At 63.1% G+C, this 24,599-nt stretch carries 27 protein-coding genes; 7 read left to right on the forward strand and 20 right to left on the reverse strand.

All coding sequences use genetic code 11. The annotated features are described in order from the left end of the window. The first annotated feature begins 1 nt into the window (after position 1). Entirely contained in the window at positions 2-2,890 is a 2,889-nt protein-coding gene (locus FJ972_RS22605) for an EAL domain-containing protein (protein WP_140514838.1), read from the forward strand. Between the two features lie 22 nt (positions 2,891-2,912). Here FJ972_RS22605 and FJ972_RS22610 read toward each other — a convergent pair whose 3' ends face one another. Continuing rightward, positions 2,913-3,521: a YqgE/AlgH family protein gene (locus FJ972_RS22610; protein WP_140494949.1), complete on the reverse strand. Its 609-nt coding sequence runs from the start codon at positions 3,519-3,521 to the stop codon at positions 2,913-2,915. 169 nt (positions 3,522-3,690) lie between these two features. Here FJ972_RS22610 and FJ972_RS22615 point away from each other — a divergent pair, with 169 nt between their 5' ends. The 3 genes from FJ972_RS22615 (at position 3,691) to FJ972_RS22625 (ending at position 5,548) form a co-directional block, all read left to right on the forward strand. Beyond that, complete coding sequence (locus FJ972_RS22615) at positions 3,691-4,497, forward strand: protein-disulfide reductase DsbD domain-containing protein (RefSeq protein ID WP_140514836.1); 807 nt, start codon at positions 3,691-3,693, stop codon at positions 4,495-4,497. An 86-nt stretch (positions 4,498-4,583) separates the two neighbouring features. Further along, positions 4,584-5,066 (forward strand): peroxiredoxin, encoded by a 483-nt coding sequence (locus tag FJ972_RS22620; RefSeq protein WP_140520803.1) that lies wholly within the window; start codon positions 4,584-4,586, stop codon positions 5,064-5,066. A gap of 2 nt (positions 5,067-5,068) precedes the next feature. Beyond that, positions 5,069-5,548: a DUF2938 domain-containing protein gene (locus FJ972_RS22625; RefSeq protein WP_140520804.1), complete on the forward strand. Its 480-nt coding sequence runs from the start codon at positions 5,069-5,071 to the stop codon at positions 5,546-5,548. Between the two features lie 172 nt (positions 5,549-5,720). Here the strand turns inward: FJ972_RS22625 and rnhA are convergent, their stop codons facing one another. From rnhA to coxB, 11 genes are all read right to left on the reverse strand, one after another. Next, positions 5,721-6,254, reverse strand: a complete 534-nt coding sequence (rnhA, locus tag FJ972_RS22630) for a ribonuclease HI (protein WP_140494956.1) — start codon at positions 6,252-6,254, stop codon at positions 5,721-5,723. Continuing rightward, positions 6,251-7,213 (reverse strand): homoserine kinase, encoded by a 963-nt coding sequence (locus tag FJ972_RS22635; protein WP_140520805.1) that lies wholly within the window; start codon positions 7,211-7,213, stop codon positions 6,251-6,253. The genes rnhA and FJ972_RS22635 overlap by 4 nt, the downstream gene beginning before the upstream one ends. A 5-nt stretch (positions 7,214-7,218) precedes the next feature. Further along, the gene (gene ispH, locus FJ972_RS22640) at positions 7,219-8,229 is read right to left on the reverse strand and encodes a 4-hydroxy-3-methylbut-2-enyl diphosphate reductase (protein WP_140494960.1); all 1,011 of its coding nucleotides are present in this window, start codon (positions 8,227-8,229) and stop codon (positions 7,219-7,221) included. 87 nt (positions 8,230-8,316) lie between these two features. Continuing rightward, a complete protein-coding gene (locus tag FJ972_RS22645; protein ID WP_181173450.1) occupies positions 8,317-9,069 on the reverse strand; it encodes an SURF1 family protein in 753 nt (250 codons plus the stop codon). Beyond that, positions 9,066-9,452 carry a DUF983 domain-containing protein gene (locus FJ972_RS22650; protein WP_140494962.1) on the reverse strand — a complete coding sequence of 129 codons (387 nt, stop codon included), beginning with the start codon at positions 9,450-9,452 and terminating at the stop codon, positions 9,066-9,068. The genes FJ972_RS22645 and FJ972_RS22650 overlap by 4 nt, the downstream gene beginning before the upstream one ends. A gap of 265 nt (positions 9,453-9,717) precedes the next feature. Next, a complete protein-coding gene (locus tag FJ972_RS22655; protein ID WP_140494964.1) occupies positions 9,718-10,596 on the reverse strand; it encodes a cytochrome c oxidase subunit 3 in 879 nt (292 codons plus the stop codon). A 1-nt stretch (position 10,597) separates the two neighbouring features. After that, entirely contained in the window at positions 10,598-11,230 is a 633-nt protein-coding gene (locus tag FJ972_RS22660; protein ID WP_140514826.1) for a cytochrome c oxidase assembly protein, read from the reverse strand. An 8-nt stretch (positions 11,231-11,238) separates the two neighbouring features. Then, positions 11,239-11,400: a hypothetical protein gene (locus FJ972_RS22665; RefSeq protein ID WP_140494968.1), complete on the reverse strand. Its 162-nt coding sequence runs from the start codon at positions 11,398-11,400 to the stop codon at positions 11,239-11,241. Between the two features lie 2 nt (positions 11,401-11,402). Then, positions 11,403-12,347, reverse strand: a complete 945-nt coding sequence (locus tag FJ972_RS22670; RefSeq protein WP_140494970.1) for a heme o synthase — start codon at positions 12,345-12,347, stop codon at positions 11,403-11,405. Between the two features lie 72 nt (positions 12,348-12,419). Next, positions 12,420-14,072 carry a cytochrome c oxidase subunit I gene (gene ctaD, locus FJ972_RS22675; protein WP_140494972.1) on the reverse strand — a complete coding sequence of 551 codons (1,653 nt, stop codon included), beginning with the start codon at positions 14,070-14,072 and terminating at the stop codon, positions 12,420-12,422. 38 nt (positions 14,073-14,110) lie between these two features. Further along, positions 14,111-15,010 carry a cytochrome c oxidase subunit II gene (gene coxB, locus FJ972_RS22680; protein ID WP_140494974.1) on the reverse strand — a complete coding sequence of 300 codons (900 nt, stop codon included), beginning with the start codon at positions 15,008-15,010 and terminating at the stop codon, positions 14,111-14,113. A 375-nt stretch (positions 15,011-15,385) separates the two neighbouring features. On the opposite strand from coxB, the gene FJ972_RS22685 reads away from it, so the two are divergent. Continuing rightward, positions 15,386-15,931, forward strand: coding sequence for an invasion associated locus B family protein (locus FJ972_RS22685; protein WP_140494976.1), 546 nt, complete (start codon positions 15,386-15,388; stop codon positions 15,929-15,931). A 164-nt stretch (positions 15,932-16,095) separates the two neighbouring features. Continuing rightward, the gene (tldD, locus tag FJ972_RS22690; protein ID WP_140514821.1) at positions 16,096-17,508 is read left to right on the forward strand and encodes a metalloprotease TldD; all 1,413 of its coding nucleotides are present in this window, start codon (positions 16,096-16,098) and stop codon (positions 17,506-17,508) included. 21 nt (positions 17,509-17,529) lie between these two features. Here tldD and FJ972_RS22695 read toward each other — a convergent pair whose 3' ends face one another. The 3 genes from FJ972_RS22695 to FJ972_RS22705 all read right to left on the reverse strand — a co-directional run bounded on the left by FJ972_RS22695 (position 17,530) and on the right by FJ972_RS22705 (position 19,960). Further along, complete coding sequence (locus FJ972_RS22695; RefSeq protein ID WP_140520806.1) at positions 17,530-17,814, reverse strand: hypothetical protein; 285 nt, start codon at positions 17,812-17,814, stop codon at positions 17,530-17,532. A gap of 149 nt (positions 17,815-17,963) precedes the next feature. After that, a complete protein-coding gene (locus tag FJ972_RS22700; protein WP_140498072.1) occupies positions 17,964-19,199 on the reverse strand; it encodes a class I SAM-dependent RNA methyltransferase in 1,236 nt (411 codons plus the stop codon). Then, a complete protein-coding gene (locus FJ972_RS22705; protein WP_140514818.1) occupies positions 19,196-19,960 on the reverse strand; it encodes a TlyA family RNA methyltransferase in 765 nt (254 codons plus the stop codon). Before FJ972_RS22705 ends, FJ972_RS22700 begins: the two co-directional genes overlap by 4 nt. A 175-nt stretch (positions 19,961-20,135) precedes the next feature. Here FJ972_RS22705 and FJ972_RS22710 point away from each other — a divergent pair, with 175 nt between their 5' ends. Then, positions 20,136-20,537: a GFA family protein gene (locus FJ972_RS22710; RefSeq protein ID WP_140514816.1), complete on the forward strand. Its 402-nt coding sequence runs from the start codon at positions 20,136-20,138 to the stop codon at positions 20,535-20,537. Between the two features lie 25 nt (positions 20,538-20,562). Here the strand turns inward: FJ972_RS22710 and FJ972_RS22715 are convergent, their stop codons facing one another. The 5 genes from FJ972_RS22715 to FJ972_RS22735 all read right to left on the reverse strand — a co-directional run bounded on the left by FJ972_RS22715 (position 20,563) and on the right by FJ972_RS22735 (position 24,597). Further along, positions 20,563-20,856 (reverse strand): hypothetical protein, encoded by a 294-nt coding sequence (locus FJ972_RS22715; protein WP_140520807.1) that lies wholly within the window; start codon positions 20,854-20,856, stop codon positions 20,563-20,565. Positions 20,857-21,004: 148 nt separating this feature from the next. Continuing rightward, positions 21,005-22,942 carry a 1-deoxy-D-xylulose-5-phosphate synthase gene (dxs, locus tag FJ972_RS22720; RefSeq protein WP_181173451.1) on the reverse strand — a complete coding sequence of 646 codons (1,938 nt, stop codon included), beginning with the start codon at positions 22,940-22,942 and terminating at the stop codon, positions 21,005-21,007. Between the two features lie 77 nt (positions 22,943-23,019). Further along, positions 23,020-23,940: a pirin family protein gene (locus tag FJ972_RS22725; RefSeq protein WP_140520809.1), complete on the reverse strand. Its 921-nt coding sequence runs from the start codon at positions 23,938-23,940 to the stop codon at positions 23,020-23,022. Positions 23,941-23,980: 40 nt separating this feature from the next. After that, positions 23,981-24,247: a DUF2277 domain-containing protein gene (locus tag FJ972_RS22730; RefSeq protein WP_010914875.1), complete on the reverse strand. Its 267-nt coding sequence runs from the start codon at positions 24,245-24,247 to the stop codon at positions 23,981-23,983. Positions 24,248-24,345: 98 nt separating this feature from the next. Next, positions 24,346-24,597 (reverse strand): exodeoxyribonuclease VII small subunit, encoded by a 252-nt coding sequence (locus FJ972_RS22735; protein ID WP_140498064.1) that lies wholly within the window; start codon positions 24,595-24,597, stop codon positions 24,346-24,348. Between the last annotated feature and the right edge of the window lie 2 nt (positions 24,598-24,599).

Consider the following 24,599-nt stretch of genomic DNA (forward strand, 5'->3'; position numbering starts at 1 on the left):
TTTGACGAAATTCCTGCGCAACGGGCCGCTGTTCGCCTTTGTCCTCGCGACGATCCTGACGCTGTGCGCGGCGTCCTCGGCCTTTGCCGTCGAACCGATCAAGATCGCTCGCGACGATGTCGCGCTCGATCTGTCCGGCGCCGTGGAAATCTACCGCAACCAGGGCGAAAACTTCCAGGTTTCGACCGCGCCCGGGCCCGACGGCATCGTACGACGCATCGAGGTCGAGGCCAATGACGCCCGTTCCACCGGCGACTGGGCCGTGTTCGCGCTTGCCAACACCACCGACCAGCAGCTCGATCGGCTGATCGTGGCGCCGCATTTCCGACTGGTCAATTCCGGCATCTTCTGGCCGGATCTCGGCTCGACCCGTATCGCCGCCATCACGCCCAGCGAAGGCTTTGCGCTCGACCGCCAGAGCAGCCCGGACGCCGACGTCTTCCGGGTGACGCTGAACCCGGGAACGGTGATCACCTTCATCGCCGAACTCGCCTCGCCCAAGCTGCCGCAGGTCTATCTCTGGGACCCGGAATCCTACAAGGACTCAGTCAATTCCTACACGCTGTTCCGCGGCATCGTCATCGGCATCGCCGGGCTTCTCGCGCTGTTCCTGACCATCCTGTTCGTGGTCAAGGGAACCTCCATGTTCCCTGCGACCGCAGCACTCGCCTGGGCCGTGCTTGCCTATATCTGCGTCGATTTCGGCTTCCTCAACAAGATCATCGAGATATCGCCCGGCAACGAGCAGATGTGGCGGGCGGGAACGGAGGTGGCCCTGGCGGCGACCTTCGTGGTGTTCCTGTTCGCCTATCTCAATCTCAATCGATGGCACGGCCATTTCAGCTATGGGGCGCTGGTCTGGATCCTTGGCCTGCTCTTGATCGCCGGCGTCGCCATCGTCGACCCGGCGGTTGCCGCGGGCATCGCCAGGCTGTCCTTCGCCGCCACCGCGCTGACCGGGCTCGGCCTGATCATCTTCCTCGGCATACGCGGTTATGATCGCGCGATCATGCTTGTGCCCAGTTGGGTGATGGTGCTGTTGTGGCTATGCGGATCGTGGATGGCGATAACCGGCATGCTCGACAACGACATCGCCCAGCCGGCGCTTGGCGGCGGTCTGATCCTCATCATCCTGCTGATCGGCTTCACCGTCATGCAGCATGCCTTCGCCGGAGGCGCGCTGCACCAGGGCCTGTTCTCCGACCTCGAGCGGCAGGCGCTGGCGGTGGCCGGCTCGGGCGACACGGTGTGGGACTGGGACGTGCTGCGCGACCGCGTCGTCACCAAGCCCGACGTCAGCATCCAGCTCGGCCTCGCCCCCAACAGCCTGGGGGGTGCCGCCCGCAACTGGCTGCCGGTGCTGCATGTCGATGACCGCGACACGTTCCGCACCACGCTCGACGTGGTGCTCGAGCACCGTCGCGGCAAGGTGGCGCAGAACTTCCGGTTGCGCGGCGCCGACGGCCACTATCACTGGTTTGCGCTGCGCGCGCGCCCGGTTATCGGATCGGACGGTGAGGTCATCCGCTGTGTCGGCACCATGGTTGACGTCACCGAGCAGAAAAAATCCGAGGAGAGGCTGCTGCACGACGCGGTGCACGACAACCTCACCGGCCTGCCCAATCGCGAATTGTTCATGAACCGGCTCGAGGCGATCATCTCGATCGCACGGACCGAAGAGAAGGTGCGCCCGACCGTCTTCGTCATCGACATCGACCGCTTCAAGCAGGTCAATGACGGGCTCGGCATCTCGGCCGGCGACACCATCCTGCTCACCATCGCGCGACGCCTGCACCGGCTCTTGAAGCCGAAGGACTCGCTGTCACGCTTCGCCGGCGACCAGTTCGCCTTGATGCTGCTTTCCGAGCAGGACCCGGCCCGCATCGCGGCGGTGGCGGACGCCATCAAGCATGCCATCAACGCCCCGATCACCTTTGCCAAGCGCGAGATCGTGCTGACCGCCTCGATCGGGCTGATCACCTGGACCTCGGCGCAGACCTCGGCCGAGGACATGGTCAAGGACGCCGAGCTTGCCATGCATCAGGCCAAGCGCTTCGGCGGCGACAGGATCGAACCGTTCCGCCCGGCCTTCCGCACCGTCGGCACCGATCGGCTGCAGTTCGAATCCGACCTGCGCCGTGCCATCGAACGGCGCGAATTCACGCTTGCCTACCAGCCGATCGTTCGGCTGGAAGACGGCAGCGTCGCCGGCTTCGAGGCATTGCTGCGCTGGGACCATCCGCGCCGCGGCATGATCCCGCCGGCGGATTTCATTCCTGTCGCCGAAAGCTGCGGGCTGATCGTACAGCTTGGGCTGTTCGCCATGCAGCAGGCCGCCGAGGATCTGGCGGCATGGCAAAAGCAGATCGGCGACGCGCCGCTGTCGGTTTCGGTCAACCTTTCCAGCCGCCAGCTCATCCGCCGCGACCTGGTCAGCGACGTCCGCTCCGTGATTGCGCGGGCCAATCTGAAGCCGCGCTGCTTCCGGCTCGAGCTCACGGAATCGCTGGTTATGGACAATCCCGAGCAGACTGCCCATGTGCTGACCAAGCTGAAGCAGCTCGGCATCGGCCTGTCGCTGGACGATTTCGGTACCGGCTATTCTTCGCTCGCCTATCTGACGCGCTTTCCCTTCGACACGATCAAGATCGACAAGAGTTTCGTGGACGACAGCACGCCCAAACGCGCCGTGCTGCTCAAATCCATGGTCAGCATGGCGCATGAGCTCGGCCTGTCGGTGGTCGCCGAAGGCATTTCGGACGAGCGCGACGCGCTGGAGCTGCGCCAGATGGGCTGCGAATATGTGCAGAGCTTCATGTTCGGCGCCCCGATGCCCGGGGATCAGGTGCTGAAGACGCTGAAGGAACAGTATCCGCTGACGCAGGCGTAGTTGGCTTTCACGCCGCTGGAGCTCAGGCGTGGCCGGCCGCTACACTCAAATGCGCGAGGTCGATGCCGATCGAGGCGAGAATCCGGTCGTATTTGCGCTCGATGTCGGTATCGAACAGAAGCTCCGGAGTGGCCGGACAGGTCAGCCAGCCGTTTTCGGCTATCTCGGTTTCCAACTGGCCGGCGCCCCAACCCGAATAGCCCAGCGCCATCAGCGCGTGACGGGGTCCCCGGCCCGACGATATGGCGCGCAATATGTCGACGGTCGCGGTCAGGCAGACATCGTCGGAAACGGTCAGCGAAGACTCCACCCGGTAATCGCCCGTATGCAGCACGAAGCCGCGGCTGCGGTCGACGGGCCCACCATTGCGAACGACGAAATCACGGGTACGGGCGGGCAACCGGATCGCCTCGTGCTCGTTCATGATGCCAAGTTGCACCAAAAGGTCCGGAAACAGCATCTGCTGCGTCTGGTTGATGATCAGGCCCATCGCGCCCTCATCGCTGTGGGCGCAAATGTAGATGACCGAGCGCGTGAAACGGTCGTCCTTCATGCCAGGCATGGCGATGAGGAACTGATCGTCGAGAAAGCCACTGCCGGCGGCCGTCTTCTTGTGGCGCAACAAGTCCATGATCAGAGGGTAACGCGTTTCCCGGGCGCCGAAAAGATGTACCGCGCCGGTTTTCGACCAAGCCCGTGCCGCAGGCCGATCATTACCTGCGGCAAAGGTCACGCAAATATGATACCGGCAAGACCATGAAATCATTGCACGGCCATGAACGGACGATCAAATCATCCCCATGCAAAGCTTGAAAATCCTGTTGCTCGGCGCCGTTATCGGATCGGCAATCACACTGCCAGCCGCCGCCTCTTCGTCCGCCTGGTACAACAGCGAAGGCGGCAAGGTACGGCTGGTGACGAGCGGCAAGCCCGACGATGCCGGCCGCATTCGGGGCGTTCTCGACATAGCGCTCAAGCCTGGCTGGAAGACTTATTGGCGCGACCCGGGCGACGCGGGCGTGCCGCCGCAACTCGATATCTCGGCCAGCACCAACATTTCCGATGCCAGCCTTTCCTTCCCGGCGCCGAAGCGTCATGACGACGGCTACGGCAAATGGGCGGGCTACGACTATCCGGTCTCGCTGCCGGTGACGTTCACGCTGTCGGCCGCGAAGGATCCGTCCGTCATCGACGCCGACATTTTCCTTGGCATTTGCGAGACGATATGCATCCCTGTGCAGACGCGGCTGACCGTCGACCCCGGCTCCGACCCGGACAATGCCGAGGACGCGGAGCTGGTCAAGGCGAGCTTCGCCGCCTTGCCCGCGCCGGCAAGATCCGACTTCGGCATCAACGTGCTGCCGGGCGACCATGAAACGCTGGTTGTGGAGGCGAGCTTTCCCGGCGATCCGGAAGCGGCGGACTTCTTCGTCGCAGGAGACCGCGACTACATGTTCGGTTCGCCGGCCCGTAGCCAGAAGGACGGCAAGCTGGTCTTCACTGTGCCGATCCTCGACCGGCCATCGACGACACCCACGGATGGCGGACTTCACTATACGCTGACGAGTTCGGCAGGCGCGGTCGAAGGGCTCTTGCCTTTCCCTTGATCCAGCCCCTCTGCGATGGTTGCGGGAAACCGCATAGTTCGCTACCCAAGGCTACGTCCTTCCCCATTCTCCCAAGCGAGGAACTCATGACCATTTCCGCTGGCGACAGACTGCCCGATACGACGTTCAAGACGATGACTGCCGACGGTCCCAAGCCGATCACGACGGCCGAGATTTTTGCGGGAAAGAAGGTCGTGCTGTTTGCTGTGCCTGGCGCCTTCACGCCGACCTGCAGCAACAATCATTTGCCGGGCTACCTGGAGAACCGCGACGCCATCCTGGCGCGCGGTGTCGATACGGTCGCCGTGGTTTCGGTCAACGACGTCCATGTCATGGGCGCCTGGGCACGCTTCACCGGCGGTGAAGGCAAGATCCTGTTCCTCGCCGACGGCAATGGCGACTTCGCCAAGGCGATCGGCCTCGACGCCGACTTCTCCGGCGGAGGCATGGGTCTTCGGTCGAGGCGGTTTTCAATGATCGTCGATGACGGCAAGGTCACCGCCCTCAATGTCGAGACCAAGCCCGGCGTCGATGAATCCGGCGCCGCCAAGATCCTCGAACTGCTCTGACCATGACGTTCGACATCGTCTGGCGTAGCGTGGCGATCGGCGTCGGCGCCACGCTGCTGATGGATATCTGGGCCTTTCTTCTCTACAAGATGTTCGGTCAAGCACGGCCGAACTGGGCCCCCGTTGGCCGCTGGGTCTGGCATTTACGGGAAAAAGTCTTTCACGACGATATTGGCGATGCGACGCCCTATGTACACGAATCGGCTTTGGGCTGGGCCTTTCACTATTTTGTCGGCATCGTCTACGGCATCATCCTTGTCGTGGTGGCCGGAGCGGGCTGGCTTGTCGCGCCGACTTTCCTGCCGGCTTTCATCCTCGGCATGGTCACGGTCGGCGCCGGCTGGTTCCTGCTGGCGCCCGGCATGGGCGCGGGCTGGGCAGCGTCGAAGCGGCCCAACCCGATGAAGGTACGGGCGCTGAATCTGGTGTCACACACAGTGTTCGCTTTCGGACTCTACGGTACGGCGCTGCTGATCCGCTGAGGATCTGCGGCTGTGCCGGCCTGCCGATCGGCCGCCACCCGTGGACAATTCGGCGCGCGTCGTCCCATTCCGGCACCGGAATCTTGGCGTCCACCTGAACCTGGGGATGCGTCACATAGTGCAGGCCCGGCATGACAGAGATCCCAGCCTGGGGATGGTGCCGCCCCGGAATTCAATAGCTTTGGGTCGAACGCCGCGCCTTTGCCACCGCCGGCTGCTTGGACTGCGAGACCGGCTTGGGTGGGGTAGAAACAAGCCTGACCGGGCCCTTCTTGAACGGCGCCATGCCCTCACGAGCGAGTTCGTCGGCGCGTTCGTTCTCGGTATGGCCGGCATGGCCCTTGACCCAGATCCAGGTGACCTTGTGACGCCGATTGGCTTCATCCAGCGCCTGCCAGAGTTCGCCGTTCTTGACGGGCTTCTTGTCGGCGGTCTTCCAGCCGTTCTTCTTCCAGCCATGGATCCACTTTGAAATGCCGTCCATGACATATTTGCTGTCGGTGTGAAGATCGACGGTGCAAGGCTCCTTGAGCGCATTCAGCGCCGAGATGGCGGCAAGCAATTCCATGCGGTTGTTGGTCGTCTCGGCCTCGCCACCCGATAGTTCCTTGGTGGCGCCGTTGAAGCGCAGGATCGCGCCCCAGCCGCCCGGGCCGGGATTGCCCGAACAGGCGCCATCGGTGAAGATCTCAACGTGTTTGCTCATGCCAGCCCATATTCCGAAGCAGATTTGATCGTCCGATGAAACCGCATTCTCCTGATGTATTCGGTCGGATCGCGTTTCATCACCAGCCCGCCATCGGGAACGGTCAGCCAGTCATACAGCCGGGTCAGCATGAAACGCAGCGCCGAGCCCCGTGCCAGCATCGGAAGTGCTGCCTTTTCCTGATTACTCAGAGGCCGCACATCCTGGTAGCCGGCAAGCAACGCCTTGCCCTTGGTGAGATTGAAGGAAAAATCCTTCTCGAAACACCAGGCGTTCAGGCATGTGGCGACGTCATAGGCGTAGAGGTCGTTGCAAGCGAAATAAAAATCAATCAAGCCGGAGAGCTTCTCGCCGAGAAAGAACACATTGTCCGGGAAAAGATCGGCATGGATGATGCCTTCCGGGAGACCCTTCGGCCAATTCCGCTCGAAGTCGGCGAAGTCGACGTCGACTTCGGCCGCAAGGCCCGGCTCGACCTCATCGGCACGGTCGCGAGCTGCCGACCAGAGCTTGCGCCAGCCGTCGATGGCGAGCGCATTGGGGCGGGTCATCGGAAAGTCGGCACCGGCCAGATGCAGGGAGGCCAGCGCCTTGCCGACCTCGGCGCAATGGACCGATGTCGGCCGCCGGAGCGAGAGACCCTCGAGGAAAGTGATGATGACGGCCGGCCGGCCCGCCAGCGTGCCGATGACGCTGCCGTCATGCGCGGTTACCGGCAGCGGGCAGGACACGCCCTTTTTGGCGAGATGGCCCATCAACCCGAGGAAAAACGGCAGATCCGCCTTTTCGACCCGTCTTTCATAGAGCGTCAGGATGTAGGAGCCGCTGGAGGTGTGCAGCAAAAAATTCGAGTTCTCGGTGCCCTCCGCGATCCCCTTGTAGGAGAGGAGATCGCCGACTGGGTAGTGCTTCAGGAATGCGCCGAGTTCGCCTTCCGCAACGTCGGTGTAGACCGCCATGTGCCTTACGGCGCCCCGTTGACGAAAGCCATGTCGGCCGCCGTCAGTTCGACATCGCGCAGTACCCGCATGACGGGAAAATCCTCCGTTTCGGTGGCCGTGATGGCCAGGTCGATCGTGACATCGAAGCGCTGGCGGAATGCATCGATGATCTCGTCGACGATGATCTCCGGGGCGGATGCCCCCGCCGACAGACCGAGCGTCGAGATGTCGCCGATGTCATCCCACGGAATCTCGGCGGCGCGCTGCACGAGAAGCGACATCGCAGCCCCCGCACGCTCAGCCACTTCGACAAGACGCCGCGAATTGGAGGAATTGGGCGCGCCGACGATCAGGTAGAGATCGGCGCCCGCGGCTGTATCCTTGACCGCTTCCTGACGGTTCGTGGTGGCATAGCAGATCGATTCCGCCGCCGGCGCCTTCAGGTCGGGAAAGCGGTCCTGCAGCGCGCGGATGATGCCGGCCGTGTCCTCGACCGATAGCGTGGTCTGGGTGACGAAGCCGAGCGCCTTCGGGTCCGCCGGCGCAAGCCTCGCGGCATCGGCTTCGGTCTCGATCAGCGTTACCGCACCCTCCGGCAATTGTCCCATCGTGCCGATCACCTCGGGATGTCCGGCATGGCCGATCAGGAGCACGTGGCGGCCGAGCCGCTGGTGGCGCATCGCTTGCTTGTGGACCTTGGAGACCAGCGGACAGGTGGCGTCGAGATAGAACAAATTGCGCGCTTGGGCATCCGCCGGTACCGACTTCGGCACGCCATGCGCGGAAAAGACGACCGGCGACTGCCGATGTTCGGCCGGAATTTCCGAAAGTTCCTCGATAAAGACGGCGCCAAGGCTTTGCAGACCCTCGACGACATAGCGGTTGTGCACGATCTCATGGCGGACATAGACCGGCGCGCCATATTTCTTCAGCGCCAGCACGACGATCTGGATAGCACGGTCGACGCCGGCGCAAAAACCGCGCGGCTGGCAGAGGCGGATCGTCAGAGAAGGCTTTGTCGTGGTCTGAAGCATGAATCCGGGCCGTTTGATCAGAGCCGAAATGAGGTGCCTACCCCCGTCCTGTCAAGGGCGATGGCCCTTCAAGCGGGTCGGTCGCGCTCATTCCTCTTTCGCTGGCCTGCGAAGCCGCAGGATGAGAACGGCGGCAAGTGCCGCGGCAAGCCCATACCAGGTCATAGCATATTGCAGATGGCTGTTCGGCAGGTCGATGATGGTGACACCGCCGATGGGCAAACCGCCCGGATTCGGCGTCTTGTCGGCGTCGATGAAGATTGGCACCAGCTTGGCGCTCGCCGGCAAGCCAGCGCTCGCCGCCATCACGTCACGGTCCTTCCAGTAAAAGATGTTCTTCGCCACGTCGTTGTCGGGAAGCATCATCGACGGCTTTGCCGGCAGCGGATTGCGAGCGAGGCCGGTGACCGTGACCTTGCCCGCGACCTGTCCCTTGGCGCGCTTGGCGGCATCCTTCAGATCGTATGGCACGAAACCGCGATTGATCAGGACGAAGCGGCCATTGTCGAGGGCCAGCGGCGTGTAGACGTTGAAGCCGGCTTCGCCTTCCCATGTCGCGTAGAAATGCCGCTCGCCGGAATGCAGGAACGTGCCGGTCACCGTCACCGGCGTGTAGTCGGCGTCCCCAGTCGAGGCGAATTGTTTCTCGACCTCGGCCAGCGGGAGCGGCCGCGAGTGGGTGCGCTGGTCGATGGTCTGGATAAGACCTTCCTTCCAGTGCAGGCGCTGGACCTGCCAGGTGCCGAGCGCCAGCAGGATCAGGAGCAGGACGAGGCCAATGCCAAGCAGCAATACCGATCCTGGCCGCGAACGACCGCCCTTGGCGGACATGTCGGTCATTCGCCGCGATCCAGCCGGCCCTCGGCCGCCTTGTTGCGGTACTGCAGCGTAAGCAGCACTCCCTTGATCAGCCGGAGCGCCGTCAGGCACAGCACCAGCGCCAGCGGGATCCAGACCAGCAGATGCAGCCAGAGCGGCGGGCTCAGCGTCACTTCGACCCAGAGCGCCAGGCCGACGATGATGAAGCCGATGATCAGGATGACGAAAACCGCGGGCCCGTCGCCGGCATCGGCATAGGAATAATCAAGACCGCAATTGGTGCAGCGTTTGCCTACGGTGAGAAAGCCGGAAAACAGCCGCCCCTCGCCGCAGCGCGGGCAGCGTCCATGCAAGCCCGCCGAAATCGGGTCGATCGGAGGCCAGATCGCCTTGTCGTCGCTCATTGCTTACCGCTCAATCCTGATGGGTATTCCATCGACCACCACTGCCCCAGACTTCGTCCATGCCGGAGTCCGTAACGGCAATGCCGCCGTCGGTCCAGCCGACCAATTGAAGCAGCCGCCGAATCCGTTCGGCTGGCCGTGGATCATGATCATGCCGCCGGCATCGACACTGCGCGCCCTCGCAACCGCCCGGATCGCATTGCACCGAAAAGAAGAAGGGCGGCCACGTTGCCGCAGCCGCCCCTTCAAAGTCATCAGACCGGTATCAATGGGCTTCGATTACCGCGCCGACCGATCCCCAGACATAGATCGAGGCGAACAGGAACAGCCAGACCACGTCGACGAAATGCCAGTACCATGCGGCAGCCTCGAAACCGAAATGCTGCTTGGGCGTGAAATCGCCCTTCATGGCCCGGATCAGGCAGACGGCCAAGAAGATGGTGCCGATGATGACATGGAAGCCGTGGAAGCCGGTCGCCATGAAGAAGGTGGCGCCGTAGATGGAATCCTTGAAGGCGAACGGAGCATGCATGTACTCGTAGGCCTGCACCATGGTGAACAGCATGCCGAGGCCGACGGTCAGCACCAGCCCGTTGATCAGCCCCTTGCGATCGCCGTGGATAAGGGAGTGGTGCGCCCAGGTGACCGTGGTGCCCGACAACAGCAGGATCACCGTGTTATAGAGCGGCAGATGGAAAGGATCGAGAACCTCCATGCCCTTCGGCGGCCAGACACCGCCGGTGAACGCGGTGCGGGCATATTGGTGGGCTTCGCTCGGAAACAGGCTGGCATCGAAATAGGCCCAAAACCAAGCGACGAAGAACATCACCTCGGAGGCGATGAACATGATCATGCCATAGCGCAGATGCAACGACACGACCCGCGTGTGATGGCCCTCATGCGCTTCCTTGATCGTGTCCGACCACCAGGCGAACATGGTGTAGAGGACGATAGCAAGGCCGATGAAGAACAGCCACGGATTGGCGATGTTGAAGCCGAAGATCGGGAACGAGCCGCCCTTCAGGTATTCCATGAGGCAAACGCCGCCAAAGGCGGTGACGAGCGCCCCTATCGATCCCAGGAAAGGCCACGGGCTCGGGTCGACGAGATGATAGTCGTGATGTTTTGCGTGCGCGTCTGCCATATCAACCCCCGAGATTTCCTTCGGTATTTGAAATTGTCTTGCTGTTGCCCTGGACCGGCTCCGACGATGCGACCGGCTTGTTCTTCTCGACCGGAAACATCGTGTAGGACAGGGTGATCGTCTTCACGTCCTTCAGTTCCGGCACGTTGACGATATCGGGGTCCACGTAGAACAGGACCGGCATGTCAAGCGTTTCGCCGGGCTTCAGCGTGGTGTCGGTGAAGCAGAAGCATTCGACCTTGTTGAAATAGGGACCCGCCAGTTCAGGCTGGACATTGAAGGTGGCGCGGCCGGTGATGGGGCGATCGAACTTGTTGGTCGCCTGATAGTGCGCCTGCACCGTCTCGCCGATCTTCATGGTCATCGAGCGCTGGACCGGCTGGAAATCCCACGGCACGCCGGCGATATTGGCATCGAAGCGGACGGTGATCTCGCGATCGAGCACGCGGCCGGCATACTGCTTCTCGACGCGTTGCGTCGTGCCGCCATAGCCTGTCGCCTGGCAGAACATCTTGTACAGCGGCACCGCGGCATAGGCCATGCCGATCATGCCGGTGAAGAAGGCAAGGCAGACGGCCGCAACAAGGCGGTTGCTGTTGTGCCCGGCCGGTTTGGCGCTCGTGTCGACACCCATCTCCCGCCTCACATCGTGCCAGAGAGGTTATGACCGAACTTCACGATCGTCGCGATATAGAAGATAACGACCAGCACGGCCAAGGCTACGCCGATGGCGACCGAGCGGTTGCGCCGGGCCTTCCGCTGGCGTTCGGTCAAGGTGACCGTTTCGAGCTTGTCTTCGATCATGCTCATGCTCCACCCACCGCAAGTGCACGTTCGACGACGCTGTCGGCGAGATAGACGGCGAAGATGGCGAAGAGATAGAGCAGCGAATAGCCGAACAACGCCTTGGCTGGCTTCATCGCGCGATCGTCGTCGGACATGCCAAGCACTTTCCACGCATACCAGACAAAGCCGAGCCCGAGCAGCAGGGCAGCCACGCCATAGAACGGCGTGGTGTAGCCAAGCAGCCACGGCAGCACACCGACCGGGGCCAGCACCAGAGCATAGGCGAAGATCTGACGGCGGGTCGACGCCGGGCCGGCGACATTGGGCATCATCGGGATGCCGGCGCGTTCATAATCCTGCGACTTGAACAGCGCCAGCGCCCAGAAATGCGGCGGCGTCCACAGGAAGATGATGAGGAACAGGACGACGCTCTCCAGGCTGACCGTGCCGGTCACCGCGGCCCAGCCGATCACGGGCGGAATGGCGCCGGCAGCACCGCCGATGACGATGTTCTGCGGCGTCCAGCGCTTCAGCCACATTGTGTAGACGACGGCATAGAAGAAGATGGTGAAGGCCAGCAGCGCCGCCGACAGCCAGTTGACCAGCACGCCGAGCGTCATCACCGACAAAACCGAAAGCACCAACCCAAAGCTCAACGCCTCGTGGGGCTGGATGCGGCCGGCCGGCACCGGGCGGGTGGCGGTGCGTGTCATCACCGCGTCGATATCGGCATCGTACCACATATTGAGCGCGCCGGAGGCACCAGCCCCGATGGCAATAGCCAGGATCGCGATCACCGCCAGCAGCGGATTGATGGTCACGGGTGCCGCGACCAGTCCGACAAAGGCGGTGAACACCACCAGCGACATGACGCGCGGCTTCAGGAGGGCGAAGAAATCACCCGCCGTCGCTTCCGACATGCGGAAGCCCGCTTCGTCAATGCTGGTTTCGTCGACAAGGGCCATGCGTACTCAAATCCATATTCCGTTTGGCCGAAACCGCCGGCAGGCCGGCGGTTTCGATTCCGGGCTGCCGCCTTATTTGATCTTCGGCAGCTGCTCCCATTGGTGGAACGGCGGCGGCGACGGCAGCTGCCATTCCAGCGTCGTTGCGCCCTCGCCCCATGGATTGGCGCCAGCGATCCGCTTCTTCTGGAAGGCTTCGAACACGCCATAGAGGAAGATCACCACGCCGACGGCCGAAATATACGAACCGTAGGACGACACCATGTTCCAGCCCGCAAACGCGTCCGGATAGTCGATGGTGCGGCGCGGCATGCCGGCAAGGCCGAGGAAGTGCTGCGGGAAGAAGACAAGGTTGACGCCGACGAACATGACCCAGAAATGGGTGTTGGCGATGACAGGCGAATACATGTAGCCGGTCATCTTCGGGAACCAGTAGTACCAGCCGGCGAAGATGGCGAACACCGCCCCCAGCGACAGCACGTAGTGGAAATGCGCGATCACGAAATAGGTGTCGTGCAGCGACCGGTCGAGACCGGCATTGGCCAGTTGAACCCCGGTGACGCCACCGATCGTGAACAGGAAGATGAAGCCCAGCGCCCACAGCATCGGCGGCTTGAACGATATCGATCCGCCCCACATCGTCGCGATCCAGGAGAAGATCTTTACGCCCGTCGGCACCGCGATGACCATGGTGGCGAAGACGAAGTAGCGCTGCGTGTCGAGCGACAGGCCGGTCGTGTACATGTGGTGCGCCCAGACGATGAAGCCGACCGCGCCGATCGCGACCATGGCGTAGGCCATGCCGAGATAGCCAAACACCGGCTTGCGCGAGAAGGTCGAGACGATATGGCTGATGATGCCGAAGCCCGGCAGGATCAGGATATACACTTCCGGATGGCCGAAGAACCAGAACAGGTGCTGGAACAGCAGCGGATCGCCGCCGCCGTCGGGAGCGAAAAAGGTCGTGCCGAAATTGCGGTCGGTAAGCAGCATGGTGATGCCGCCGGCAAGAACCGGAAGCGACAACAGCAGCAGGAATGCGGTGACCAGCACCGACCAGGCAAACAGCGGCATCTTGTGCAGCGTCATGCCTGGCGCGCGCATGTTGAAGATGGTGGTGATGAAGTTGATGGCACCCAGGATCGAGGACGCGCCGGCGATGTGGATCGACAGGATCGCCAGATCCATGGCCGGACCGGGCTGACCGGAGGTCGAAAGCGGCGGATAGAGCGTCCAGCCGCCGCCGACGCCGTAGGCGCCAGGCGCGCTCGGCACGAACATCGAGATAAGCAGCAGGATGAAAGCCGGCGGCAGCAGCCAGAACGAGATGTTGTTCATGCGCGGGAACGCCATGTCCGGGGCGCCGATCATGATCGGCACCATCCAGTTGGCAAAACCGCCGATCAGGGCCGGCATGACCATGAAGAAGATCATGATCAGCGCGTGCGCCGTGGCGAAGGCGTTGTACATGCTCTTGCCGCCGTCGATCGCGGCGTCACCGTTCATGCCGTAGACCATCTGCGCCAGACCGCTGAAGATCTGGATGCCAGGCTCCTGCAACTCCATGCGGATGGCGACCGACAGCGCGCCGCCGATGATGCCGGCCATGATCGCGAAGATCAGGTAGAGCGTACCGATGTCCTTGTGGTTGGTCGAATAAACCCAGCGCACCCAACCATGATAAGGCTTGTGGTCGTGCCCGTCGTGAGCTGCAGCGTCTGCCATGTTCCGCTCCGTTCCCTAAATCTTGCTAACCCGCGGCATCAGTTGCCGGCGGCCGCTACCTTGTTCTGGCCATCGACCTCGGCCATCAGCGTCTTGTTGGCGCCGGGCAGATCGGTCTTGGCCGCAGCCAGCCAGGTCTTGAACTGCGCGTCGGAGACGACGCGGATGGCGATCGGCATGAAGGCATGGTCCTTGCCGCAGAGCTGCGAGCACTGGCCGTAGTAGAGGCCTTCCTTCTCCGCCTTGAACCAGGTCTCGTTGGTGCGGCCGGGAATGGCATCGATCTTGATGCCGAAGGACGGCATGGCGAAGGAATGGATCACGTCGGTCGCGGTGACGAGCACCCGGGTCATCGTGTGGACGGGCACCACCATCTCGTTGTCGACGGCAAGCAGGCGCGGATAGACCTTGCGATCTTCCTTGCCGGCGGCGGCACGGTCGCCATCCTGGAGGATCGCCGAGTTGAACGAGAGCGTGTTGTCGGTCTGGTATTCGTAATCCCAGTTCCACTGGTTGCCCGTCGCCTTGACGGTGAGCTTGGCTTCTTCCGGCGGCGTGTACTGCGCGGTCAAGAGCTGGAACGAGGGGATGGCGAGGCAGAGCAGGACGACGACGGGGCCGACAGTCCAGATCACCTCGATCAGCGTGTTGTGGCTGGTCTTGGACGGAACCGGGTTGGCGCTCGCGCGGAATTTCACGATGCAGTAGATCAGAAGGACCAATACCAGGGCGGTGATCGGGATGATGAACCACATCGTGTAGTTTCCGAACCACTCGATCTGGCGCATCATGTCGGTTGCCGGCGCCTGGAAGGTCGTCTCCCACTCGACGGGCTGATCGGCATGGGCGGCCGTGCCGGCGAAAAACGTGGTAACGGCACAAGCGCTTAGAAACTTGGCACTTGCTGGAAGCTTGGCGTTTGCCAGGAAATTTCTCATCGCCCTCTTCGTCTCCCAGTTCCTCGCGGCTGTGTCCACGAGAATAACGAACAATGCCGGGACGGGAATCCCGACTGTCTCAAGCTGGTTCAAACCATACTCTTTTTCCCTCCGCAAGAAAGGAGCGGAGGAAACCGTGCGGCATTTTTGCGCGCAAGCCGGAATGCATCTTTGAAGGCGGCGGCCGCCATGGCGAATCGGCTATGTTCGACGGATCGGCTGCTTGCTGCCGGCCGGCGCGCCTAGCGTCGTAATTCGGGCGAAATTGGCTAGGAAAAGCGCCGCATGGGCATTTTCGTGGCGGCTCGGCCGCTGTCTCGTCCTTTACTTGGCTTTGGCGCGGCTTAAAGTGCCGTGATTCGCAATGGAGCCGTCATGAACTCTTGGCTGTCGGGATTTGGGCTTTCGAGCCCCTTGGCGAAGGTCATCTTTCTCGCCGCCTTGTCCGTCGCCGGCTTGTCGGCCGCCGGCCAGGCCAACGCGGCCCAGCCGAGCGGCACGGTGCGCTCGACCCATGGCGCGTGGTCGATCATCTGCGACACGCCGGCCGGCGCCACGTCCGAACAATGCGTGATGATGCAGAACGTCGTCGCCGAGGACCGCCCAGAGATGGGGCTGTCGGTCGTGGTGCTGCGCACCGCCGACAACAAGGCGGAGATCCTGCGCGTGCTGGCGCCGCTCGGCGTGCTCTTGCCCAACGGGCTCGGCCTCAATGTCGACGGCAAGGATATCGGCCGCGCTTATTTCGTGCGCTGCTTCCAGGACGGCTGCTACGCCGAGGTCATTCTCGAGAAGCCGCTGCTCGATACGCTGAAGACCGGCACGTCGGCCACGTTCATCGTCTTCCAGACGCCAGAAGAAGGCATCGGCATCCCGGTGGACCTCAAGGGTTTTGCCGACGGATTTGCGGCCCTGCCGTAGACTCCCGCGCCTCGATCCGGGAGCTGCCGATCAACGATAGGTTTTCCGGACCTGGGATAGATCCGGGACGCCGCCGCCCTGCATTTGAATGACGATTGGCGATTGTCTGGGCGCGGCTTCGCGCCTACATCCCGGATATAACCATTCATCCACGGACTTACGCCATGAACAGCCTTATCGGCCAATTCGATATTTCCGACGATCGCGTCAAGGAGATCGTCGCAGAGACCATCAACGGCGCCGACGATGGCGAGTTGTTCGTCGAATACAGCGAGAGCGAAGCGCTAATGTTCGACAACGGTCGGCTGAAGACGGCCAATTTCAACACCGACCAGGGTTTCGGCCTACGCGCGGTTGCCGGCGAAGCCAGCGGCTATGCCCACTCCAGCGACCTGTCCGAGGCTTCGCTGCGACGCGCGGCTGACGCCGTCTCGACCGTCAAGGGCGGTTATTCCGGAACGCTTGCCGCCGCGCCCGCCCGCACCAACCGCCATCTCTATGGCGATGAGAACCCGATCCCCTCCCCTTCCTTCGAGGCCAAGGCGAAGCTGTTGCAGGAAGTCGACGCATGGCTGCGCGCCGAGGATCCGCGCGTGCGCCAGGTCTCGGCATCGCTGACCTCGTCCTGGCAGCATGTCGAGATCGTGCGCGCCGACGGCCAGGTGGTGCGCGACATCCGGCCGCTGGTCAGGGTGAACGTGTCGGTGGTGGTCGGCGACGGCGACCGCCAGGAAAGCGGCTCCTACGGCATGGGCGGACGCAAGGCGTTCGGCGACTTCCTCGTCGAGGACAGCTGGAAGCACGCCGCCAAGGAGGCGCTGCGTCAGGCGCTGGTCAATCTCGAAGCCGTACCGGCGCCGGCCGGCACTTTCGACATCGTGCTCTCCAGCGGCTGGCCCGGCGTCATGCTGCACGAGGCCGTCGGCCACGGGCTGGAAGGCGACTTCAACCGCAAGAAGACATCCGCTTTCGCCGGCCTGATGGGCCAGCAGGTGGCGGCAAAGGGCGTCACCGTCGTCGATGACGGCACGATCGCGGAACGACGCGGGTCGCTCACCGTCGACGATGAAGGCACGCCTTCGGCGCGCAACGTGCTGATCGAGGACGGCAAGCTGGTCGGTTACATGCAGGACCGCCAGAACGCCCGGCTGATGGGCATGCGGGCCACCGGCAACGGAAGGCGCGAGGGCTACGCGCACCAGCCGATGCCGCGCATGACCAACACCTACATGACATCGGGCGACATGGAGCCGGACGAGATCATCGCCTCGGTCAGGAACGGCATCTATGCCGTCTCCTTCGGCGGCGGCCAGGTCGACATCACCTCCGGAAAGTTCGTGTTCGGCTGCACCGAAGCCTACATGATCGAGAACGGCAAGGTGACGCAGCCGATCAAGGGCGCAATGCTGATCGGTAACGGGCCCGACGCCATGCACCGCGTTTCGATGATCGGCAATGACATGAAGCTCGACAACGGCATCGGCATGTGCGGCAAGGCTGGACAGGGCGTGCCGGTCGGCGTCGGCCAGCCGCACCTCAGGATGGACCAGATGACGGTCGGCGGCACAAGGGTTTGAAGCCGCCTCGTGGCCAGTCTGCTAGGTCTTGCTCACAGACCGGCGCGACGTGGCATACAGGATCAGGAAGCCGATAACGCCGCCGATCGCGTACTGGGTCCATGCACTCAGGTAGTCGACGATCCCATCATGGCCCGAGACATAGAGCGCAGCGCCGACAAACGTCATGACCGCGACGCCAAGCGCATAGGATGGCACCAGCCCCACACGCGTGAATTTTCTCAAGATCCAAGCGAGCACCGCACCGGTGAGCGCCATGATGAGAGCCGAACCAAAAATCTCGGCAACAAAACCTGGTGAAATCATCTTCTCCCCCTATCCCAATTTGGATTATGCCTTTTTGAGGGGCAGATTCAACCGCAGTGGCGATGATCCACAACTTTAGCGATAAACCTGGCTGGGATTTCGGGGCAGACTGCATGACGCTGCCGGTCTCGCTGAGCAGGGTTAAGCGCCTAGCGTCTTTTCCGCGGCTTCTCCAGCAAGGCAACAGCCTCGACATGGGGCGACCACAGAAACTGATCGATCGGCGTCACGCTTTTCACCGCGTAGCCGCCGTCGATGAGGATGCGCAAATCCCGCGCGAGCGTCACCGGGTTGCAGGAGACCGCGGCAACGAATGGAACATCCGAGCGGGCGATCTGCTTCGACTGATCCTCCGCGCCCGCGCGGGGCGGATCGAAGACAACGCCATCAAAGGCGTTTAACTCCTTGAACGTCAGCGGACGGCGGAACAGGTCTCGGCGCTCGCCGGTCACGCGTTTCAGGCCGGTGGCGAAGCGTGAACCCCGATCGAGCGCCGAAAGCGCGGCCGCATCGCCCTCCACCGCATGCACTTCCGATCTCGCGGCCAACCGCAGGGCGAAGCTGCCGCAGCCGGCGAAGAGATCGGCAATTTTTTTGGCACGTTTCAGATGTCCGCCGACGATATCGGCCATGGTCCGTTCGGCTGCCTCCGTCGCCTGCAGGAAGGCGCCCGGCGGCACCGCGACGGCAACGCTGCCGAACATGACGACAGGCTTCTTCGGCTCGATGATGATCTCGTCATCGATGGACAGTCTGGCAAAGCCCTGCGCAATGACAAAATTGGCGGCGATGCGGCGCTGGTTTTCGCCGAGCTTGCCCGATTCATGCACCGCCACGTCGAGGCCGGAATCCGTCACTGTGACCGCCATGCGAAACGATTTCGGGGTGGCGCAGATCAATTCGGCGAGTGCCCTCAAGCCGTCGAGCGCGCTGACGATCCCAGGCAGCGAGATCGGGCATTCGGAGATGGAAATGATTTCCGGCGACAGATGGCGATTGAAGCCGAGCAGCATGCCTGTTTCGGTGCGCCTGGCGGCGAGCACGACGCGGCGGCGCGTGTGCGGCGCGCAGGCGACCAGACCGCCTATTTCGCAATCGATGCCTCTCAGCGCATGCACGACCTTCTCGCGCTTCCACTGCTGATAGGCTTGCGCCTCCAAATGCTGGAGGGCGCAGCCGCCGCACTCGCCGAAATGTCGGCAGGCGGGTTCGATGCGCAGGGGCGAGGCCTCGATCAGCGCCATCAGCGTGGCGCGATCCCTTTCACGCGCCGCGGTGACGACCTCGCCTGGCAGCGTGAAAGGAATGAACAGATCGCCGCTTTCGGTGTCGGCGATGCCATCCCCCTGGGCGCCAAGCTTTTTGATGGTGAAGCGTGCACTCATCGGTCCTTGACCCCACCAAGCAGGAATTCGCGATTGCCGTCACCGCCCTCGATCGGCGACAGATGCAAGCCGAGCGAGCGCCAGCCGGGCACGGCATCCAGCCAATCCTGCAGCAAGCCGGCGACACGGGCGGCATGATAGGGGTCTTTCAGCAGGCCGCCCTTGCCGATCGCCTCGCGACCCGCCTCGAACTGCGGCTTGACCAGAAACATCGCTGCGGCACCGGGCTTGGCGATGGCAAGCGCAGGCGGCAGGGCCAGTTTCAGTGAAATGAAACTGACGTCGGAGACTATGAAGTCCGGACTGCGGCCGCCAAGATCGGCGGTTGAGAGATCGCGGGCGTTCAGCCCCTCGATGACCGTCACGCGCGCGTCCTTGCCGATATCAGCATGCATCTGTCCGTGACCGACATCGATCGCCGTGACATGGGTCGCGCCGCGTTCGAGCAGGACCTGGGTGAATCCGCCGGTCGAGGCGCCGATGTCGAGCGCCTCACAGCCGGCCGGATCGAGGCCGAAATGGTCGAGCCCGGCGATCAGCTTCAGCGCCGCGCGTGAGACATAGCCTTGGGCCGGGTCATCAACGGCGATGACGCATTCCGGTTGCACGGCCTGACCCGGCTTGCGGCCAATGACGCCATCAACCGTTACCGTACCACGTTCGATCGCGTCACGTGCACGCGAGCGGCTGGAAAACAGCCCACGCGCTACGAGCAGATCGTCGAGCCGCTGGCGCGTGCTGGCTGGCCGGGGAAAATTCATCGGTCTTCCTTGGCGAAAGCCGGCGGCGAAGGCAAGGAGATTGGAGCAGGAGAAGCAACATCGCCGCAGGGCAGCGACCGCAGAGAGCCGCTCGCGGCCAGTCGCATATCGCATCAGGTCGGCCACGATGATAAGGAAGAAACGCCGTTTTGCTGCCGAAGGCGAAGGAGGACGGATGCTTACGGGAACCTGCCATTGCGGTGCCGCCCACTGGACCTTGAAGGGCGATCCCGGGCCGATCACCGCTTGCAACTGCACGCTGTGCCGACGTTACGGCACGCTCTGGGCCTACGACTTTGTCGATGAACGTATCCGCGTCGTGGGGCCGATAAAAAGCTATAAACGTGCCGGCAAGGCCGAACCCACGCTCGAGATCCTGTTCTGCCCGACATGTGCGTGCGTGCTTGCCTGGCGCGGTTTGCGCCCAGCCGAGTCCGGCCGCACGCGGATCGCCGTCAATGTAAGGCTTGCGCCGCCGGAAGCCGTGGCCGACCTGCCGATCGACCATTTCGACGGTCTCGAGACCTACGACGATCTGCCGCGCGATGGCCGCTGCGTGCGCGACATGTGGTTTTGATTTGGGTGGTTTGATTTGGGCGAGATCAGAAGATGGTGCGGGGAGCCTGCCGTTCGACGGCGGGAGACAGGCCGTCATCCCGATCGCGGGCAACTTCCCTGCGCGGGCGCTCGACTGGCGCGGCGGATGCCGATGCGGCGTCCGGCGGGACAACAAGCTGCGGCAGCTGCTTGTAGGAGAAGCCGCCCCTGATATGCCCCATCCTGCTGGCGACTATATCCACGGCCGCCTTCTCGAGATTGCGGTCGTAGCGCGTTCCGGCGATGGCCGGCGCTGCGATGGCGGTCAGGATCGCCATACCGCATAGAAGCGTCTTCACTTTTGTTGTCTCCCTGCCTGGCCAGAACCTAGCAGCGTGCCGTTGAAAAACGGGCAAGAGACACGGTAAGCAAAACGCCAAACCGCAATGTCAACAATGCGTTACGACATCGAGCCGGCAAACCGATTCAAGCGCTTGATGTGTCGAGTCAGGCGCGCTGGGCGCGGACCGCCTGCCCGAGGGCGGTGAAAACCGTATGGACGATGCCGGCGGCATCGAGACCGGCATCGGCATACATCTTTTCCGGCTTGGCGTGGTCCGCAAACACGTCCGGTAGCACAAGCGGGCGCACTTTCAGGCCGCTTTCCAGCAGGCCCTCATGGGCGAGGAACTGCAAAACGTGACTGGCGAAGCCGCCGACGGCGCCCTCCTCCACCGTGACCAGAACCTCGTGCGAGCGGGCCAGCCGTCGGATCAGGTCCTCGTCGAGCGGCTTCGCGAAGCGCGCATCGGCGACGGTGGTCGAAAGCCCGGCCGCGCCCAGCTCCTCGGCCGCGATCAGGCAATCCTGCAAGCGCGTGCCGAAGGAGAGGAGTGCCACCTTGCCGCCTTCCCTGATGATGCGGCCCTTGCCGATTTCGAGCACCGAGCCGCGATCGGGCATGTCAACGCCGACGCCATTGCCGCGCGGATAGCGGAAGGCGATCGGGCCGTCATCGTAGGTTGCCGCGGTGCGCACCATGTGGCGCAGTTCCGCCTCGTCGGCCGCCGCCATGACGACGAAGCCCGGCAGGGAGGCCAGGAAGGTGGTGTCGAAGGCGCCGCAATGGGTGGCGCCGTCGGCTCCGACGAAGCCGGCGCGATCGATGGGGAAGCGCACCGGCAATTTCTGGATCGCCACGTCGTGCACGACCTGATCGTAGGCACGTTGCAAGAAGGTCGAATAGATCGCCGCGAACGGCTTGTAGCCTTCGGTCGCGAGGCCGGCCGCGAACGTCACCGCATGCTGTTCGGCGATGCCGACGTCGAAGGTCCTGGCCGGAAACACTTCGCCGAACAGGTCAAGCCCGGTGCCGCCCGGCATGGCGGCGGTGACGGCGACGATGCGCTCGTCCTCCTGGGCCTCCCGGATCAGGCTTTCGGCGAACACCTTGGTATAGGCCGGCGCGTTGGCCGGGGCCTTGGCCTGAGCGCCGGTGATGACGTCGAACTTGTTGACGCCGTGATATTTGTCGGCCGCGGCCTCGGCCGGCGCGTAGCCCTTGCCCTTCTGGGTGACGACATGGATCAGCACGGGGCCCTTGCCATTGTCACGGACATTTTTCAGCACCGGGATCAGATGGTCCAGATTGTGACCGTCGATCGGACCGATGTGGTAGAAGCCGAGCTCCTCGAACAGCGTGCCGCCGGTGACGTAGCCGCGCGCATGCTCGACCGCCCTGGTGATGGCACGGTCGGCACGCTTGCCAAGATACGAGGTCAGTTTCTTGCCGAAGTCGCGCAGGCCGACATAGGCCTTGCCAGAGGCCAGGCGCGCCAGATAGGCGCTCATGGCGCCGGTCGGCGGGGCGATCGACATGTCGTTGTCGTTGAGGATGACGATCAGGCGGGCATCGAGCGCACCGGCATTGTTCATCGCCTCGTAGGCCATGCCGGCCGACATGGCGCCGTCGCCGATGACAGCGACGACATTGTTGCGGCCGCCGGCAAGATCGCGGGCCGCCGCCATGCCGAGGCCGGCCGATATCGACGTCGAGGAGTGGGCGGCGCCAAACGGATCGTATTCGCTTTCGGTGCGGCGGGTGAAGCCGGAGAGGCCGCCCTCCTGCCGCAGGGTGCGGATGCGATCGCGGCGCCCGGTCAGGATCTTGTGCGGATAGGCCTGGTGGCCGACATCCCAGATCAACCGGTCATCGGGCGTGTTGAAGACATAGTGCAGCGCCACGGTCAGTTCGACCACGCCAAGCCCGGCGCCGAGATGACCGCCGGTGCGCGACACCGCGTCGATCAGTTCGAGGCGAAGCTCCGATGCCAGTTGCGGCAATTCGCTTTCGGAAAGCGTGCGCAGCTCGGCCGGGATGCGGACCTTGTCGAGAAGCGGCGTATGCGGCGTTGCGTTCACGGGTAGGCCCAAGCTTCTGTTCATGCGCGGGATAGGCCGCCGGCAGGCGAAAGTAAATGCCTGCCAAATGACGCGAAAGGCACGCCCCGTCGTCGACTTCCTCAGCCTTCCGGCAGTGGAATGAACTCTTCCTCATCGCCGGGAACGATGTCGAAGCGGCCGGTCTTCCATTCTTGCTTGGCCTGTTCGATGCGCTCCTTGGAGGACGAGACAAAATTCCACCAGATGTAGCGCTTCGAGCCCAGCGAGGCACCGCCGAAAAGCATGAAATGGGCACCAGCCTGTGAGGATACGACGATCTCGTCGCCGGGCCGGAACACCAGAAGCCGTTCCGCCGGAAACACGTCGCCGGAAATCGAGACCTCGCCTTCCAGCGTATAGATGGCGCGTTCTTCCGCGTCGGCAGGGATTTTCACGCTGGCGCCGGGCGCCAGCCTGAGGTCGGCGTAGAGCGTCTCGGAATCGGCTCGCACCGGGGAACGCAGCCCCTGGAAATCGCCTATGACGATGCGGCCGCTGACGCCTTCCGCGTCGATGTCGGGAAGCCGCGCGACAGCGGTGTTTTCGAAAACCGGCGCCACTTCCTCCTTGCCGTCCGGCAGCGCCAACCATGTCTGCAGCCCCGAGACCGACATCGGCGCGCCGCGCAGTTCTTCCGGCGTGCGCTCCGAATGGACGATGCCGCGGCCGGCGGTCATCAGGTTCACGTCACCCGGCTCGATCACCATCTCGGTGCCGAGCGAATCGCGATGCCTGATCCTGCCGTCGAACAGGTAGGTGACCGTCGACAGGCCGATATGAGGATGCGGCCGGACGTCGAGCGCCTGACCGGCACGCAGGATGGCCGGGCCCATGCGGTCGAAGAAGATGAAGGGACCGACCAGCCGCCTTTTGGCGGTCGGCAAGGCGCGGCGAACCTGAAAACCGCCAATGTCCTTGGCGTTCGGAATGACCATCAATTCGATCTGGTCGCTGGCAAAGGCATCGCCGGCTTCAGGATCCTTCCCGGGAAAGAAGCTCATGAACTCTCCTTGTCAGCGGCCGATGGCTGCTTTGGCCAGATCAGGCAAAGCGGATCGCCGCCTTCGCCCGCAGCTTGGCCGCAACCTCCTCGCGATTGCGCGGATGCTGGTTGGTTTCAAGCGAATCGAGAAGCTCGCGCGCCGACGCCGCGATGGCCTCGACGGCATGGTCGAATGCGTGCTGGTTCTGCTTCGAAGGCCGCGTCGTTCCGCTCAGCTTGCGAACGAATTGAAGGGCTGCATCGCGCACCTCGTCGTTGGTCGCCGGCGGATCAAAATTGAACAGGGTCTTGATGTTTCTGCACATCGCTTCCGTATCTCCTCTTGTCCTGGAGCCGTTTCAATCGGGACGCGTTCTATCCTCAATCATGATCGTGTCAAAAACCAGAGAGACGGCTGCGTGCCTCAATCCGCGTCCAGCGGCTCCGTCCCGACCGGCTTGCCGTCGCGGGACAGCCTGATCTTCTCCACCTTGTCCTCGGCCGCCTTGAGCAGCCGGTCGCAATGCACCTTCAGCGCCTCGCCGCGCTCGTAGATCCTGATCGACTGGTCGAGCGGCACATCGCCACGCTCCAGATCATCGACGATCTTCTCCAGCGCGTCGAGAGCCTGTTCGAAGCTCATCGCCTTGACGTCTTCGTTGGTTTCACCAGCCATCA

The organism is Mesorhizobium sp. B2-1-1 (genome assembly GCF_006442975.2).
Lineage (GTDB): Bacteria > Pseudomonadota > Alphaproteobacteria > Rhizobiales > Rhizobiaceae > Mesorhizobium.

Coding starts and splice junctions, on each gene's coding strand:
- FJ972_RS22670 (WP_140494970.1), bottom strand. CDS start 12,347: ATGGCCCTTGTCGACGAAACCAGCATTGACGAAGCGGGCTTCCGCATG.
- FJ972_RS22650 (WP_140494962.1), bottom strand. CDS start 9,452: ATGAGCGACGACAAGGCGATCTGGCCTCCGATCGACCCGATTTCGGCG.
- tldD (WP_140514821.1), top strand. CDS start 16,096: ATGAACAGCCTTATCGGCCAATTCGATATTTCCGACGATCGCGTCAAG.
- FJ972_RS22635 (WP_140520805.1), bottom strand. CDS start 7,213: ATGGCGGTCTACACCGACGTTGCGGAAGGCGAACTCGGCGCATTCCTG.
- FJ972_RS22725 (WP_140520809.1), bottom strand. CDS start 23,940: ATGAGCTTCTTTCCCGGGAAGGATCCTGAAGCCGGCGATGCCTTTGCC.
- FJ972_RS22710 (WP_140514816.1), top strand. CDS start 20,136: ATGCTTACGGGAACCTGCCATTGCGGTGCCGCCCACTGGACCTTGAAG.
- coxB (WP_140494974.1), bottom strand. CDS start 15,010: ATGAGAAATTTCCTGGCAAACGCCAAGCTTCCAGCAAGTGCCAAGTTT.
- dxs (WP_181173451.1), bottom strand. CDS start 22,942: ATGAACAGAAGCTTGGGCCTACCCGTGAACGCAACGCCGCATACGCCG.
- FJ972_RS22610 (WP_140494949.1), bottom strand. CDS start 3,521: ATGGACTTGTTGCGCCACAAGAAGACGGCCGCCGGCAGTGGCTTTCTC.
- FJ972_RS22615 (WP_140514836.1), top strand. CDS start 3,691: ATGCAAAGCTTGAAAATCCTGTTGCTCGGCGCCGTTATCGGATCGGCA.
- FJ972_RS22625 (WP_140520804.1), top strand. CDS start 5,069: ATGACGTTCGACATCGTCTGGCGTAGCGTGGCGATCGGCGTCGGCGCC.
- FJ972_RS22645 (WP_181173450.1), bottom strand. CDS start 9,069: ATGACCGACATGTCCGCCAAGGGCGGTCGTTCGCGGCCAGGATCGGTA.
- ispH (WP_140494960.1), bottom strand. CDS start 8,229: ATGCTTCAGACCACGACAAAGCCTTCTCTGACGATCCGCCTCTGCCAG.
- FJ972_RS22620 (WP_140520803.1), top strand. CDS start 4,584: ATGACCATTTCCGCTGGCGACAGACTGCCCGATACGACGTTCAAGACG.
- FJ972_RS22695 (WP_140520806.1), bottom strand. CDS start 17,814: ATGATTTCACCAGGTTTTGTTGCCGAGATTTTTGGTTCGGCTCTCATC.
- FJ972_RS22655 (WP_140494964.1), bottom strand. CDS start 10,596: ATGGCAGACGCGCACGCAAAACATCACGACTATCATCTCGTCGACCCG.
- FJ972_RS22730 (WP_010914875.1), bottom strand. CDS start 24,247: ATGTGCAGAAACATCAAGACCCTGTTCAATTTTGATCCGCCGGCGACC.
- FJ972_RS22700 (WP_140498072.1), bottom strand. CDS start 19,199: ATGAGTGCACGCTTCACCATCAAAAAGCTTGGCGCCCAGGGGGATGGC.
- rnhA (WP_140494956.1), bottom strand. CDS start 6,254: ATGAGCAAACACGTTGAGATCTTCACCGATGGCGCCTGTTCGGGCAAT.
- FJ972_RS22660 (WP_140514826.1), bottom strand. CDS start 11,230: ATGGGTGTCGACACGAGCGCCAAACCGGCCGGGCACAACAGCAACCGC.
- FJ972_RS22735 (WP_140498064.1), bottom strand. CDS start 24,597: ATGGCTGGTGAAACCAACGAAGACGTCAAGGCGATGAGCTTCGAACAG.
- FJ972_RS22665 (WP_140494968.1), bottom strand. CDS start 11,400: ATGATCGAAGACAAGCTCGAAACGGTCACCTTGACCGAACGCCAGCGG.
- FJ972_RS22685 (WP_140494976.1), top strand. CDS start 15,386: ATGAACTCTTGGCTGTCGGGATTTGGGCTTTCGAGCCCCTTGGCGAAG.
- ctaD (WP_140494972.1), bottom strand. CDS start 14,072: ATGGCAGACGCTGCAGCTCACGACGGGCACGACCACAAGCCTTATCAT.
- FJ972_RS22705 (WP_140514818.1), bottom strand. CDS start 19,960: ATGAATTTTCCCCGGCCAGCCAGCACGCGCCAGCGGCTCGACGATCTG.